The organism is Pseudomonas sp. JQ36, from assembly GCF_053851495.1.
Genome location: NZ_CM132642.1, coordinates 3,962,302 through 3,975,970, shown reverse-complemented (window position 1 = coordinate 3,975,970; position 13,669 = coordinate 3,962,302). Strand labels below are relative to the sequence as shown.

The 13,669-nt window shown below is 62.0% G+C and carries 13 protein-coding genes; 7 read left to right on the top strand and 6 right to left on the bottom strand.

Going from position 1 to position 13,669, the window contains the following annotated elements; translation table 11 throughout:
* Window positions 1–326: 326 nt before the first annotated feature.
* Complete coding sequence (locus ACS4NR_RS17890) at window positions 327–806, bottom strand: Lrp/AsnC family transcriptional regulator (protein ID WP_008081091.1); 480 nt, start codon at window positions 804–806, stop codon at window positions 327–329.
* Between the two features lie 455 nt (window positions 807–1,261).
* Between ACS4NR_RS17890 and ACS4NR_RS17885 the strand changes: the two genes are divergently transcribed.
* A complete protein-coding gene (locus ACS4NR_RS17885) occupies window positions 1,262–2,302 on the top strand; it encodes a DUF6515 family protein (protein ID WP_456017994.1) in 1,041 nt (346 codons plus the stop codon).
* Here the strand turns inward: ACS4NR_RS17885 and ACS4NR_RS17880 are convergent.
* Both ACS4NR_RS17880 and ACS4NR_RS17875 read right to left on the bottom strand, forming a co-directional pair.
* Complete coding sequence (locus ACS4NR_RS17880) at window positions 2,296–3,204, bottom strand: cation diffusion facilitator family transporter (protein ID WP_115986822.1); 909 nt, start codon at window positions 3,202–3,204, stop codon at window positions 2,296–2,298. The two genes, ACS4NR_RS17885 and ACS4NR_RS17880, sit on opposite strands and share 7 nt — an antisense overlap.
* Window positions 3,205–3,219: 15 nt before the next feature.
* Window positions 3,220–3,639 (bottom strand): polyribonucleotide nucleotidyltransferase, encoded by a 420-nt coding sequence (locus ACS4NR_RS17875; RefSeq protein ID WP_443534036.1) that lies wholly within the window; start codon window positions 3,637–3,639, stop codon window positions 3,220–3,222.
* Between the two features lie 109 nt (window positions 3,640–3,748).
* Between ACS4NR_RS17875 and hrpB the strand changes: the two genes are divergently transcribed.
* Window positions 3,749–6,268 (top strand): ATP-dependent helicase HrpB, encoded by a 2,520-nt coding sequence (gene hrpB / locus ACS4NR_RS17870; RefSeq protein WP_456017993.1) that lies wholly within the window; start codon window positions 3,749–3,751, stop codon window positions 6,266–6,268.
* A gap of 156 nt (window positions 6,269–6,424) precedes the next feature.
* On the opposite strand, the gene ACS4NR_RS17865 is transcribed toward hrpB, so the two are convergent.
* Complete coding sequence (locus ACS4NR_RS17865; protein ID WP_115986819.1) at window positions 6,425–7,504, bottom strand: endonuclease/exonuclease/phosphatase family protein; 1,080 nt, start codon at window positions 7,502–7,504, stop codon at window positions 6,425–6,427.
* A gap of 74 nt (window positions 7,505–7,578) precedes the next feature.
* Window positions 7,579–8,253, bottom strand: coding sequence for a YciC family protein (locus ACS4NR_RS17860; RefSeq protein WP_115986818.1), 675 nt, complete (start codon window positions 8,251–8,253; stop codon window positions 7,579–7,581).
* Window positions 8,254–8,431: 178 nt separating this feature from the next.
* Here ACS4NR_RS17860 and ACS4NR_RS17855 point away from each other — a divergent pair, with 178 nt between their 5' ends.
* The 3 genes from ACS4NR_RS17855 to ACS4NR_RS17845 all read left to right on the top strand — a co-directional run bounded on the left by ACS4NR_RS17855 (window position 8,432) and on the right by ACS4NR_RS17845 (window position 10,531).
* The gene (locus ACS4NR_RS17855) at window positions 8,432–9,190 is read left to right on the top strand and encodes a DUF2076 domain-containing protein (RefSeq protein ID WP_456017992.1); all 759 of its coding nucleotides are present in this window, start codon (window positions 8,432–8,434) and stop codon (window positions 9,188–9,190) included.
* 231 nt (window positions 9,191–9,421) lie between these two features.
* The gene (locus ACS4NR_RS17850) at window positions 9,422–9,901 is read left to right on the top strand and encodes a LabA-like NYN domain-containing protein (protein ID WP_007963710.1); all 480 of its coding nucleotides are present in this window, start codon (window positions 9,422–9,424) and stop codon (window positions 9,899–9,901) included.
* Window positions 9,902–9,925: 24 nt separating this feature from the next.
* Window positions 9,926–10,531 (top strand): 3'-5' exonuclease, encoded by a 606-nt coding sequence (locus ACS4NR_RS17845; protein WP_095139244.1) that lies wholly within the window; start codon window positions 9,926–9,928, stop codon window positions 10,529–10,531.
* Window positions 10,532–10,666: 135 nt separating this feature from the next.
* Here ACS4NR_RS17845 and ACS4NR_RS17840 read toward each other — a convergent pair whose 3' ends face one another.
* The gene (locus tag ACS4NR_RS17840; protein ID WP_095139246.1) at window positions 10,667–11,119 is read right to left on the bottom strand and encodes an Lrp/AsnC family transcriptional regulator; all 453 of its coding nucleotides are present in this window, start codon (window positions 11,117–11,119) and stop codon (window positions 10,667–10,669) included.
* A gap of 163 nt (window positions 11,120–11,282) precedes the next feature.
* Between ACS4NR_RS17840 and yedA the strand changes: the two genes are divergently transcribed.
* Together yedA and ACS4NR_RS17830 are read left to right on the top strand one after the other, a co-directional pair.
* Entirely contained in the window at window positions 11,283–12,224 is a 942-nt protein-coding gene (yedA, locus tag ACS4NR_RS17835; RefSeq protein WP_456017991.1) for a drug/metabolite exporter YedA, read from the top strand.
* Between the two features lie 65 nt (window positions 12,225–12,289).
* Window positions 12,290–13,630, top strand: a complete 1,341-nt coding sequence (locus ACS4NR_RS17830) for a DEAD/DEAH box helicase (RefSeq protein WP_115986815.1) — start codon at window positions 12,290–12,292, stop codon at window positions 13,628–13,630.
* Window positions 13,631–13,669: the final 39 nt, after the last annotated feature.

Genomic DNA, 13,669 nt, shown 5'->3' with positions numbered 1-13,669 from the left:
GTGCGCTTGACGAAGCTCAACTGTGGGGTGCCTGTACCGGCCTCTTCGCGAGCAAGCCCGCTCCCACAGTGAATCTCGGTTGAACACAAGTTGTGTGCTTGACGAAGCTCAACTGTGGGGTGCCTGTACCGGCCTCTTCGCGAGCAAGCCCGCTCCCACAGTGGATCTCGGTTGAACACAAAGTGTGCTTGACGAAGCTCAACTGTGGGGTGCCTGTACCGGCCTCTTCGCGAGCAAGCCCGCTCCCACAGTGAATCTCGGTTGAACACAAATTGTGTGCTCGACGAAGATCAACTGTGGGAGCGGGCTTGCTCGCGAAGGCGATGTCAGTTGCGCAGATGCGTCAGCGGCAGTTCGGTGCTGTTGAGCACCTGATTCAGCACAAAACTCGAGCGCACGCTGGTCACCCCTTCAATCCGGGTCAGATGCCCCAGCAGCAGCTTCTGATAGTGATCCATGTCCGGCACCACGACTTTCAATTGATAGTCGGCATCCACGCCGGTCACCAGGCTGCACTCCAGCACCTGCGGCAGGGTGCGAATCGCCGCTTCGAAGTTCTCGAAACGCTCCGGTGTGTGCCGGTCCATGCCGATCAGCACGTAGGCGGTCAGGCTCAGGCCGAGCATCTTGCGGTCGAGCAGGGCGACCTGGCGCGAGATGTAGCCGTCGTCCTCCAGTTGCTTGACCCGGCGCGAGCAGGGCGAGGGCGACAGACCGATGCGCTCGGCCAGTTCCTGGTTGGAGATGCGGGCGTCGCGCTGCAATTCCGCCAAAATACTCAGGTCGTAACGGTCGAGTTTGCTCATGAATCAGTCCTTGGTTGTAACTATTGCGGCGGATTATCTATCCAGGGTTAAAAATTGCGCAAGCAGTGTTTATTTGAGCAATCTTCGCAATCCTCTGTCGCGCCTTGCAGCCTATTCTTATCACCAGAATCACTGCTCGGTAACACAGTCCACTGCGGCCCGCCCAATCAGGCCCGCCGCGGCCGCCACCCCCACCGGGGATGTGCCGGCCCCCGAGCTGCACACTGTCCAGAAGACGGCGTGAGGTGAGCCGACGTCAAAAGCGTCGAGCCAGGACGAAGTTCTCTGAAGGGAGGCCGACGGGTCTCCCTTTTTTCTTGCCCGCGATTTTTGTGCCTTGCCGCGTGGCCACCCTCAATAAATAAGTCTCGTGACTGATAACCTGTCGCAGAACCCGGTGTGCGTATTCCCGGTCTTAGCTACAAGCCCTCTTAATACCCGCAGTGAGGAAAAGCATGAAGTCGCGCATCTGGCGTCTGGCCGGTGTTGGTTTGCTGTGTGTGAGCGTCGGTGCGCAAGCGCTGGCCGACGAGCCACAGAATCGTGGCCCCGATAATAACGGGCGCGGCGGTGAGCATCAGGGCAATCAGGGCCGTGGCGGCGATCATCAGCCCCGCGGGCAGAACAATCCGCCGCCGCAAAATCAGCCGCGGCCGCAGAACAACGAAATCATTCGGGGCGACAATAGCCGCCAGTTCGAGCACAACGGCCAGCAGCACAACAATGGCCAGTGGCAGAACCAGAACCGCGCGCCGAACCCGCCTGGTCCGGTGCATCAGGCACCACCGTCGAACAACCTGCCGATCCAGCCACGGCCCGACACCGTGCGCCAGACCCAGGAACCACGTCAGGGCTACTACCGCGACGAGCGTCCGCAGAATGGTTACCACAACCAGCAATGGCAAACCGGCAACCGGCCCAATGACAATCGCTGGCCGGGTCGCCCGGACGGACACGGCAACGGTTGGGGCCCAGGCCCGCAATACCGTCCGGGGCATGTGATCGACCGTTTCCCGGACCGTGAATATCGCGTGCCGTATCGCGGTCAGGATTACTTCTATTCCGGCGGCTACTGGTACCGCCCGCAAGGCCCGCGCTACATCGTCGTGCAGCCGCCACGCGGGATTCGTACCCAGTATCTGCCGGATTACGCCCGTGAAGTGTGGATCGGCGGTGCGCTGCTGTTCCTCGCTGCCGGTTCCTACTATGCGTATCAGGAAGCCACCCAGGATTACGTCGTGGTCGAGCCGCCGGTGCAGCCGCCGCAGCCGCCGCAGCCGCAGTCCCAAGGCTACGATGTCGTAGCTTATCCGGCCAACGGTCAGTCACCGGAACAGGTTCAGCAGGACGGTTACCAGTGCTACCAATACGCCGTGCAGCAAAGCGGTTTCGACCCGCGTACCGCGACCTATCAACCGGCGCCTGAAGTGGTCCAGGCTTACCGTCAGGCTCAAGGCAATTGCCTGAGCAGTCGCGGTTATCAGGTCAGTTACTGAAGCCGGGTTTGCGCCCGTTCTGACTTGACCACTTCCTGCGGGTCGGCGTGCACCAGCACTTCGGCTCGCGGGTAGGCTTTGTGAATGGCATCGGCGGCTTGGTCGCTGATGCCGTGCGCCACCGACAACGTCAATTCCCCCGGTAATTCCAGGTGCAACTGCACAAACCAGTGGTTGCCGGAGATCCGCGTGCGCAAGTCATGCGCGCCCAACACACCCGGCACGCTGCAGGCCAGTTCGAGCATGTGCTGACTGACATCGGTTGGCAGCTCCTCATCCATCAGCACCGAAAAACTTTCCCGGGCGATCTGGATTGCACTCCACAGAATGTAGGCGGCAATTCCCAGTCCGAACCAGGCATCCAGTTGATGCCAGCCGAATCCGGCCAGCATCAGCGCCACCAGAATACTGCCGTTGAGTAACAGATCGGATCGGTAATGCAGTGAGTCGGCACGCACGGCGTTGGAGCCGGTCTGCTTGATCACTCGATGCTGCAGCACCAGCAAGGCCACCGTCAGCAGCAATGAGAAAATGATCACGCCAATGCTGATCCACGGCGCGCCGAGCGGTTCCGGGTGCTGGATGCGTTCGTATGCCTGAAACGCGATCAACATCGCACTGCCGCCAATGAACAGCGCCTGCGCCATGCCTGCCAGCGATTCAGCCTTGCCGTGGCCGTAACGGTGATCGTCATCGGCCGGGCGCAGCGCGTAATGCACCGCCAGCAGATTGAGCAACGAAGTGACGCCATCCAGCGCCGAGTCGGTGAGGCCGGCGAGCATGCTGACCGAACCGCTCAGCCACCAGGCGATGGCTTTGGCGATGATCAGCGTGCAGGCCACCGCCACCGAGGCGCGGGTTGCCAGCCGCAGCAGGCGGGCGTGTTCGGGGCTGGAGGTCATGGGGCAGGAAAGTCCTTATGCGGCAGGTTGCAGGCCAAACATCGCCAGTTGTTGCGTGCTGCCCTTGTGCTGGATCAGGCGCGGATCGTCCAGCGGCAGATTGCGGCCCAGTTCTGTTTCGAGAATAGCCTGCAACTTGAGGTTATCGACCTGACCGTCCGGGCCGATGGCTTGTTTGAGTTTGGCCGGATCGACCTGAGCGGTGTGGCCCGGTTCGAAATAGATCGCGCCAGTGGCGAAGTCCACCGCAAAGGCGATCAGCCCGGGAATCACGTAGAACAGCAGGCCCACGGCGTCGAGTACGGCAATCGCCGGGTCAATCTTGCCGTCGATCTGCCCGCGACGATCCGGATAGAAAATCGAACCGCAGGCGGTGAGTTGAGTGAACAGGGTGGCGACCAGTACACCGCCGATCAGGCGAGAAAGTAAGCGCATGGAAAATCTCCTGAGTCATCTATTAACGAAGCTTCGTCTTGTGAAGTTAAGACCCTGACGAACGCCAAGCAGTTCGCCGTTATACTCGCCGCTCTGTTTGGGAGCCAGCATGATTTCTTTGCCGATCGATGAAGTTTTACCCGCCCTGCGTGAAGCGCTGGCGACACGCCACGAAGCCGTGCTCGAAGCACCGCCCGGCGCCGGTAAAACCACCCGCGTGCCTTTGGCCTTGCTCGATGAAGCTTGGCTGGCCGGGCAGACCATTCTGATGCTCGAACCGCGTCGTCTCGCCGCGCGTGCAGCCGCAGAACGTCTGGCCAGCGAACTGGGCGAGAAGGTCGGTGAAACCGTCGGTTACCGCATCCGTCTCGACAGCAAGGTTGGCCCTAAGACCCGTATCGAAGTGGTCACCGAAGGCATTCTCACCCGGCGTCTGCAGGATGATCCGGCGCTGGAAGGCGTCGGCCTGCTGATCTTCGACGAATTCCATGAGCGCAGTCTTGATGCCGATCTGGCACTGGCTCTGAGTTTGAACGGTCGTGAACTGTTCCGCGCTGAACAGCCGCTGAAGATTCTGCTGATGTCCGCCACGCTGGAAGGCGAGCGTCTGGCCGGGTTGCTGGATGACGCGCCGATCCTGCGCAGCGAAGGGCGCATGTACCCGGTGACGATGCGCTGGGGCCGGCCGTTCCAGCCCGGCGAATACATCGACCAGCGCGTGACCCAGACCGTCCTCGAAGCGCTGCACGAGGAGACTGGCAGCCTGCTGGTGTTCTTGCCGGGGCAGGCGGAAATCCGTCGGGTGCATCAGCAACTGAGCGATGCCATCGGCGAGCGTAAAGACGTATTGCTCTGCCCGTTGCACGGTGAACTGGACCTGAATGCCCAGCGCGCTGCCATCGACCCGGCCCCGGCCGGCCAGCGCAAAGTGGTGCTGGCGACCAACATCGCCGAGACCAGCCTGACCATAAACGGCGTGCGCGTGGTGATCGACGCCGGTCTGGCGCGAGTGCCGCGTTTCGACCCCGGCAGCGGCATGACCCGTCTCGATACGCAGCGCATTTCCAGGGCCAGCGCCACCCAACGTGCAGGCCGGGCTGGACGTCTGGAACCGGGCGTGTGTTATCGCCTGTGGTCGCAGGATCAGCACGAGCAACTCGCCGCTTACGGCAGTGCGGAAATTCTGTCGGCTGATCTGGCGAGTCTGGCGCTGCAACTCGGACGCTGGGGCGTGGCGCCGGGCGAACTGGTCTGGCTCGATATTCCGCCGGCAGCAGCCTACGCCCAGGCGCAGGATTTGTTGCAGCGCCTGGGCGCACTTGAAGGCGAGGCGTTGACTTCCCACGGTCAGGCCATGGCCGAGTTGCCGGCGCATCCGCGCATCGCCCATCTGTTGCTGCGCGGTCAGGCGCTGGGGCTGGCGAACATGGCGTGTGACGTCGCGGCACTGCTCGGCGAGCGCGATATCCTGCGCGGTGCCGGTGCCGATCTGCACAGCCGCCTGGCGCTGCTCTGCGGCGAAGAGCGCGCGGCACGCGGTGCTCAGGGCGGCGTGCAGCGTGCGCGGCAACTGGCGCGGCAATATCGCGGTTACCTGCGCGGCAAGGCCAGCGAGCCGGTCAGCGATCCCGATCACCCACGCTGGCTCGGAGCGTTGCTGGCGCTAGCCTACCCGGATCGTGTCGCCCAACAGCGGCGTGCCGGTGGCGCCGAATATCGTCTGGCCAATGGTCGCGCTGCGCTGTTCGCCGAAGCCGACAGCCTGATGAAGGAGGCGTGGATCGTCATCGCCGACCTCGGCAGTCGTCAGGGCCAGCGTGAGGAACGGATTTACCTGGCGGCGGATTTCGATCCGGCGCTGTTCGATTCGGTGCTCGCCGAGCAGGTGCACGCCGTCGATCAACTGGACTGGGACGAGCGCGAAGGCGTGCTGCGCGCCGAGCGTCAGCGCAAGGTTGGCGAACTGATCCTCAGCCGCGAACCGTTGACCGGTCTCGACGAAGCGGCGCGCAGTCAGGCGCTGGTCAATCTGGTGCGGCGCAAGGGGCTGGAGTTGTTGCCATGGACGCCGGAGTTGCGCCAGTGGCAGGCGCGGGTCGCGTTGCTGCGGCAACTGGATCTGAACGCTCAGGCCGAAAGCCAATGGCCGGATGTCAGCGATGCAACGTTGCTGAACACTCTCGAGCATTGGTTAATGCCTTACTTGGGCAAGGTCTCGCGGCTCAGCCATTTCGCCAATCTGGACCTGTCGAGCATCGTCCGCAATCTGCTGCCGTGGCCGTTGCCGCAGAGGCTTGATGAGCTGGCGCCGCATCACATCAGCGTGCCGTCGGGGTCATCGATTCGTCTGGATTACAGCGAGTTTCCGCCGATTCTCGCGGTGCGTTTGCAGGAGCTGTTTGGTCTGGCCGAGACGCCGCGAATTGCTGACGGCCGGCAAGTGGTCAAGCTGCACCTGTTGTCCCCGGCGCGCCGGCCGGTGCAGGTGACGCAGGATCTGGCCAACTTCTGGCGCAGTACCTATGCCGAGGTGAAGAAGGATCTGAAGGGGCGCTATCCGAAGCATTATTGGCCGGATGATCCGTTGGTGGCCGAGGCGACCGCGCGGGCCAAGCCGCGCGGCACCTGAAGAGCAAAACAACGCAGCCTGCCACCCAATCACGGTACGACATCAATCTACTGTGGGAGTGGGCTTGCTCGCGAAGGTGTAGTGTCAGCCGCCATCAACTTTGAAGACACACCGCTTTCGCGAGCAAGCCCGCTCCCACAGGGTTATGAGGGGGGGCTAAGGAGCCGCGGGCAGCAGGAACCGCGCAATCACCGGCAAGTGATCGGAAATGCGCAACGTATCGTCCTGGCGCACCCTCGCTTCGACCCGTTTGATCTTCGGGCTGTAGAAGAGATAGTCGACGGTGCGATCCGGGCCATTCAGGCCGGGGTCGTTGGGGTAGTGGGTCAGCCAGTGGGCGCGGTCGATGCCGCTGGCTTCGTTGTTGGTCGGGATCATCGGGTACTTGTCCCATAACAGATGCAGGGCGCTGTCGATCGCGTAGGGCGTGCGCTGCTCGGCGGGCAGACGCTGATACTGGCCCAGCGGCAACAGATTGAAGTCGCCGCCGATCAGCCATGGCAGGCCCTGGCTTTCGTACTTGTCGAGCACTTTAGCCACCGCTGTCACTTGCGCCTGCAAGGTCTCGTCCGGTTGGCGGGCGCGATCCAGATGGGTGTTGAATACCGTCAGTTGTCCGCCGTCGCTCAGCGGCAGCTTGGTGGCGAGCAAGGCGTCTTTGGGTTGGAACTGGCGGGAGATGAAATTCGCCGGGGGCACCGGCAATTGCAGGCGTTCGGCGTGTTCGATGCGGTAACGGCTCAGGGTCACCAGTTGCCGGCCAACGCTGCCGAAGATGTGCGGGTCGGGGACGAACTCGGCTTTCCAGTCGAAAGCATGGGCGCTGCACGGGTAGAGATCGGTGACCCGTTCCTGCAGCAGCTTGAGCTGATTCTGGTAATCACTGGCCTTGGCGCCGTCATCCAGCTCCTGCAGCAGCACCACGTCGGGCTGCTCGTCGCGGATCACCCGTGCCACTTCGTCGAGACTGAAGGCCATGTCTTCCGGGGATGGTGCTTCATCGGCGCCTTGGGCGAGATCGTTCCAGAACACGTAGCGCTTGCCAGCCAGGTACTGCACGTTCCAGGTCATGACTTTCAGCGCTTGCCCGGGCACCAGGGTCGGCGGCGTACCGCTGCAGGTGACGGGCAAGGTTTCTCGCGCATCGGGGCGCCAGGTCAGGCTGTAGATCAGCCCGCCGATCACGGCGATGGCGAGCACAATCAGCAACAGGGTGTAGCGCAGCAGACGGGGCATGGCTCGGCTTATCGCGTTACAAAAGTGATCCCGAGCATACCCGACCGCGGACCCTTGGCCCAAGGGCCGCGAAGTCAGACCGCTCCGTTACGTTTGTCAGGCAATTCGCTGATCAGCATGAACAGGCGGAACAGCACCACGCTGGTGAACAGTTGCAGGAAACTGTGCGCACTGTCGATCAGTACCGCGATCAGCGGATTCTGCGGGTCGGGGTACACCGCCAGCGTTGCACCCTTGAGCAGCCACAGCGGCCCCATCACACACAGAATGCACAGCAGGATCCGCCAGAAATGCCCACGGGTCAGGCGCAGGCTTTCCTTCATCGCCTGCAACGGCCCCATACCGCGCAACACCAGCAGGTATTCAGCGAATGCGAGCATGACCATCAGCATCAGGCCCGGCAGGAAATACAGCGACAGCCCCAGCAGAATCAGCAAGGTATTGAGTGCCGTAAGCAGGGCGAGGCGCGGCCACAGGCGGGCGGACATTGCCAGCAGGTCGAGGTTGCGCGGAGCGTCGCCACGGGTGCGGGCGTCGAGGAACAGAATCAGCGCGGCGGTGTACAGCGGATACACCAGCAAACCGACGACCACGCTGGCGGCGGAGAAACTGTCGGGGTCAGTGGCGCGATCCACCACTTGCTGCAGCACGGCCTCGAAGATCACCAGCGGCAGGCATAACTGCACGATGCTGACCAGGTGGCGTTTGAAAAAATACAGAGAGTCGCGCAGTACATCGAAGGCATTCATCAGTCGGTATCGCAGGTCGAAAACAGTGGCTCACTTTAACCGATGACGCGCGGGCCGACACAAACGTAAACATTCGGTAAAGGTCGTTGAAACATCCTGTCACTGCCTCCATTACAGAGGTGCGCCATGTCCGCAGTGGGCACGGGCAACGTTATCCCCGGCAATCTACGAGGTCGCCATGAACAGCGAAGAGCAAACCCTGATCGATGGACTGTTTTCCCGGCTGCAACAGGCCGAAACGGAGGCAGCCCCGCGCGACGCCCAGGCCGAGGCGCGGATCAAGGAACACCTGACCCGCCAGCCGGCGGCAGGTTATTTCATGACCCAGGCGATTCTGGTGCAAGAGGCGGCGATCAAGAGCCTCGACGAACAGAACAAGCAGCTGACCCGACAAGTCCAGCAGTTGCAGGCTGAACTGCAAGCGGCCAAGTCCCAGAGCGCGGCCCCGGCGCCAAGCGGTGGCGGTGGTTTCCTGTCGAGCATCTTCGGCGGCGGCAACTCGCGTCCTGCGCCGACCCAAAGCGCTCCGGCGTCCACCGGTGGCTGGCGTGAACCGGCTCCGCAGCAGAACTTCGGTGCGCCAGCGCCACAACAGAACTATGCCGCGCCGCCGCCGAACTACGCCCAGCAAGCCGCTCCGGCCGCGGGCAGCAGCTTCCTCGGCGGCGCTCTGAAAACTGCCGCTGGCGTGGCCGGTGGCGTGATGCTGGCGCAGGGCATCAGCAGCCTGTTCCATCACAACCAGCAGCCTGAAGAAATCGTTGAAGTGATCAAGGAAGAGCCGGCGCAGGTGGCTGACCAGAGCGGCAACGATTGGGGCAATGACCAGCGTGTGGCCGATAACGGTTTCTCTGGCAATGACCAAAGTGGATTCACCGATACAGACTACAGCGATGACAACTCGTCGTTCTTCGATGACGACGATTCGTTCGTCTGACTAACGGTCAGGCACCAGGCAACACCGTTTCTGTGGCGAGGGAGCTTGCTCCCGCTGGACTGCGCAGCAGGCCCTTCTTTTAAAAGACAGGGTCGCTGCGCAACCCAGCGGGACGGTGCGACGATTCGACAAGCTCCCTCGCCACACTGCTTTTTACTGGCATACTGAGCGCCTTTTTCGGGCCTGGTGCCTGATTCCGCTTCGTGCGCTCGCGCGCTCACAGGAATTCCGGTGAAAAAAATCGCAGTGTTCGCCGACGTGCAGAACCTCTACTACACCGTGCGTCAGGCCTATGGTTGCCATTTCAACTACGCCGCGCTGTGGGCTGACATTAGCAAGCAAGGGCAGATCGTCGAGGCCTATGCCTATGCCATCGACCGTGGCGACAGCAAGCAGCAGCAGTTCCAGCAGATCCTGCGCAACCTCGGTTTCACCGTGAAGCTCAAACCCTATATCCAGCGCAGCGACGGCTCGGCCAAGGGCGACTGGGACGTGGGCATCACCCTCGACATCATGGACGCCGCCGACCATGTCGATGAAATCGTCCTGGCCTCCGGTGACGGTGATTTCGACATGCTGCTCGAACGCATCATCAGCAAGCACGGCGTACAGGCAGTGGCCTACGGCGTGCCGGGCCTGACCGCCAACTCGCTGATCCGCGCCGCCAGCCGTTATGTGCCGATCGAAGGCGCGCTGTTGCTCAAAAATTGATTTTTGTACGGAGTTGAACCCGGTTTGGAACGCATTGCAGTCATCGACTTTGAAACCACCGGCCTGTCGCCGAACAGCAGCTGTCGCGCCACGGAAATCGCCGTGGTCATGCTGGAAAACGGCCGTATCGTCGAGCGTTACCAGAGCCTGATGAACGCTGGCGTGCGCGTTCCTGCGTTCATCGAACAACTGACCGGCATCAGCAACGCCATGCTGCGCAGCGCGCCGCCGGCAGAGCGGGTGATGGAAGAGGTCAACGAATTCGTCGGCTGCACGCCACTGGTCGCGCACAATGCCTCGTTCGACCAGAAGTTCTGGGACTTCGAGCTTGGACGGATCAAACGCACCCGTCTGCAGAATTTCGCCTGTTCGCTGCTGCTGGCCCGGCGCCTGATGCCGGCGGCTCCGAATCACAAGCTCGGCACACTCACCACTTTCGCCCGCCTGCCGCACACCGGCCAGGCGCACAGGGCGATGGCGGATGCCGAGATGGCAGCCAACCTGATGGCGCATCTGGCGGAAGAACTGCGGCACAAGCATGGGGTGCGGGAGCTGAACCACGACCTGCTGTGCAAATTGCAGAAAGTCCCCGCCGCGAAAGTCAGCGAACACCTGCTGCGCTACCGCTGATCTCGAAGTCACCAAAAACCCCCTGTGGGAGCGGGCTTGCTCGCGAAAGCGGTGTGTCATTCGGCAAATATGTTGTCTGACACTCCCTCTTCGCGAGCAAGCCCGCTCCCACATTTGGAACTTCTGAATTCCTGACTATTTACCGTTACCTTCGATGTGGCTCAGCGGCACGCGCTTCTCGATTGCGCTCGACAACACAATCGAGGTCTTGCTGAAGCCGAACTTCGCCACGCGATTGATCAGCTCTTCCAGCTCCGTCATCGACCCCACCGCACCCTTCATCATCACGCACGGGTCGCCGGTCACTCGAAAGCACTCGGTCAGCTGCGGGATTTTTACCAGTTCGTCGTAGACCTTCTGGCTGCCGTTCTGGTGCAGGCGCAATTCGATCATGCACTGGATCGGCAAACCGATTTTCGACAGGTCGATGTTCGCCTGATACCCGGTGATCACTCCGGCTGCTTCAAGCTTGGCCACGCGCTCGGCCACTGCCGGGGCGGACAGGTTCACCTTGCGCGCGAGATCGGCGTAGGACGCGCGACCGTTTTCCAACAGGGCGCTGAGCAGCATGCGGTCGTATTTGTCCAAGGCCGGACTCCTGAAATTGCCAGACTTTCGAAATCGCGGTTTATCCCGTCGATCTCCGTTGTTTCAAAAGTGTACCGGCTCGATAAACAGGTTTTGTAGCTTATTTTTGCTCGCCGGCCTTTCTAGAATAATTCACACCCTGCCTCTGACTGTCGAGCTGCCCATGCCTGCCTTGCGCCGTTTTTCCTTGCCGTTGATCGCCGCGTTTTTCGCGCTGTATGTGATTTGGGGATCGACGTATCTGGTGATCCGCCTCGGCGTCGAATACTGGCCGCCACTGATGCTCGGCGGGGTGCGTTTCGTGATTGCCGGCAGCCTGATGTACGCCTTCCTGCGCTGGCGCGGGGCGCCGGCGCCGACCTGGGCGCAGTGGAAAGCGGCGGGAATCATCGGGATCTTGCTGCTCAGCTTCGGTAACGGCGCGGTCAGCGTCGCCGAGCACACGGGGGTGGCTTCCGGCGTGGCGGCACTGGCGGTGGCGACGGTGCCGTTGTTCACGTTGCTCTTCGGGTATTTCTGGGGCGCGCGCAATACTCGCCTGGAGTGGGCCGGGGTGGCGTTGGGGATTGTCGGCATCGCCATGCTCAACATGGGTTCCAACCTGCAATCGAGTCCGATGGGCGCGGCGCTGTTGATTTTTGCGGCGGCGACCTGGGCGTTCGGTTCGGTGTGGAGCAAGCACCTGCCGCTGCCGCAAGGGGCGATGGCCAGTGCCGTGGAGATGCTGGTGGGCGGCGTGGTGCTGTTGATCGGCAGCGCAGTGAGCGGCGAGCACCTGCAAGCCTTGCCACCGATGGAGGGCTGGCTGGCCCTGGGTTATCTGATCTTCTTCGGCTCGATCATCGCTTTCAATTCCTACATGTACCTGCTCAAACACGTGCGTCCGGCGGCGGCCACCAGCTATGCCTACGTCAACCCGGCGGTGGCGGTGTTGCTGGGGATCGTGTTTGTCGGCGAGACCATCGGCATGGAAGAAGCGCTGGCGATGCTGGTGATCATCAGTGCCGTGGTGCTGATCGGTCTGCCGCAGTGGCGGCGGCCGGCGCAGCCGCTCGTCGCGGAGCCACCGAAGACCGCCGTTCCAGCAGAACAGCGTGTGAATTAGGGTAAACTGCGCGCCATTGCACACTCGTGTCGCACAATTGCGCTGAATTTTCCTACGGTACTCCCATGACTTTCGCCACCCTTGGCCTGATCGAACCCTTGCTGCGCTCCCTCGAGACGCTCGGCTACCAGACTCCAACGCCGGTTCAGGCGCAAGCCATTCCGGCCGTGCTGGCCGGTCGCGACCTGATGGCTGCGGCCCAGACCGGCACCGGCAAGACCGCCGGTTTCGCCTTGCCGCTGCTGCAGTTGCTGGCCATGGAAGGGCCGAAAGTCACCGCCAACTCGGTTCGCGCGCTGATTCTGGTGCCGACCCGCGAACTCGCCGAGCAGGTGCACGAATCCGTGCGCCAGTACGCCGAAAATCTGCCACTGCGCACTTATGCGGTGTACGGCGGCGTCAGCATCAATCCGCAAATGATGAAGCTGCGCGGCGGCGTCGATCTGCTGGTGGCGACACCGGGCCGTCTGCTCGACCTGTTCCGTCAGAACGCGCTGAAATTCAATCAGTTGCAAACCCTGGTGCTCGACGAAGCCGACCGCATGCTCGACCTCGGCTTCTCCGAAGAGCTGGCGAACATCTACCGTGCGTTGCCGAAGAAGCGCCAGACGTTGTTGTTCTCCGCAACCTTCTCCGATGACATCCGCCTGCTCGCTGGGCAGATGCTCAACGATCCGCTGAGTATCGAAGTCAGCCCGCGCAACGTCGCGGCCAACACCGTCAAGCAGTGGGTGGTGACGGTAGACAAGAAGCGCAAGCCGGAACTGTTCGTGCACCTGATGCGCAAGAACAAGTGGAAGCAGGTGCTGGTGTTTGCCAAGACCCGCAATGGAGTGGACGCGCTGGTGGAAAAACTCCAGGGCCTCGGTGTGAACGCCGACGGTATCCACGGCGACAAGCCGCAGGCCACCCGTCAGCGTGCGCTGGATCGTTTCAAACTCAGTGAAGTGCAGATTCTGGTGGCGACCGATGTCGCCGCCCGTGGTCTGGACATCGAAGACCTGCCGCTGGTGGTCAACTTCGACCTGCCGATCGTGGCCGAGGATTACATTCACCGCATTGGTCGTACCGGCCGTGCCGGTGCGACCGGTGAGGCGATTTCGCTGGTGTGCGCGGATGAAGTGAACATGCTCTCGGCGATCGAGATGCTCACGCGTCAGACCTTGAAGCGCCAGAACGAGCCGGACTTCGAACCTGAGCACCGCGTGCCGGATACCGATGCCAGCGGTCAGGTGATCAAGAAGCCGAAGAAACCGAAAAAGCCGAAAACGTCCGGCGGCGGTGGCGGCAAGCGCAATCTGGGCAAGTGGGTCGACAGTGGTGACACTCAGGCGCCGGAGCCGTCGATCAAGCCTGTGCGTAAAGTGCCGGTATTTAATACCGGGCCACGCAAGCGCAAGCCTTAATTTGATGCGCTGTCTGTAAAGGCGCCTTCGCGAGCAAGC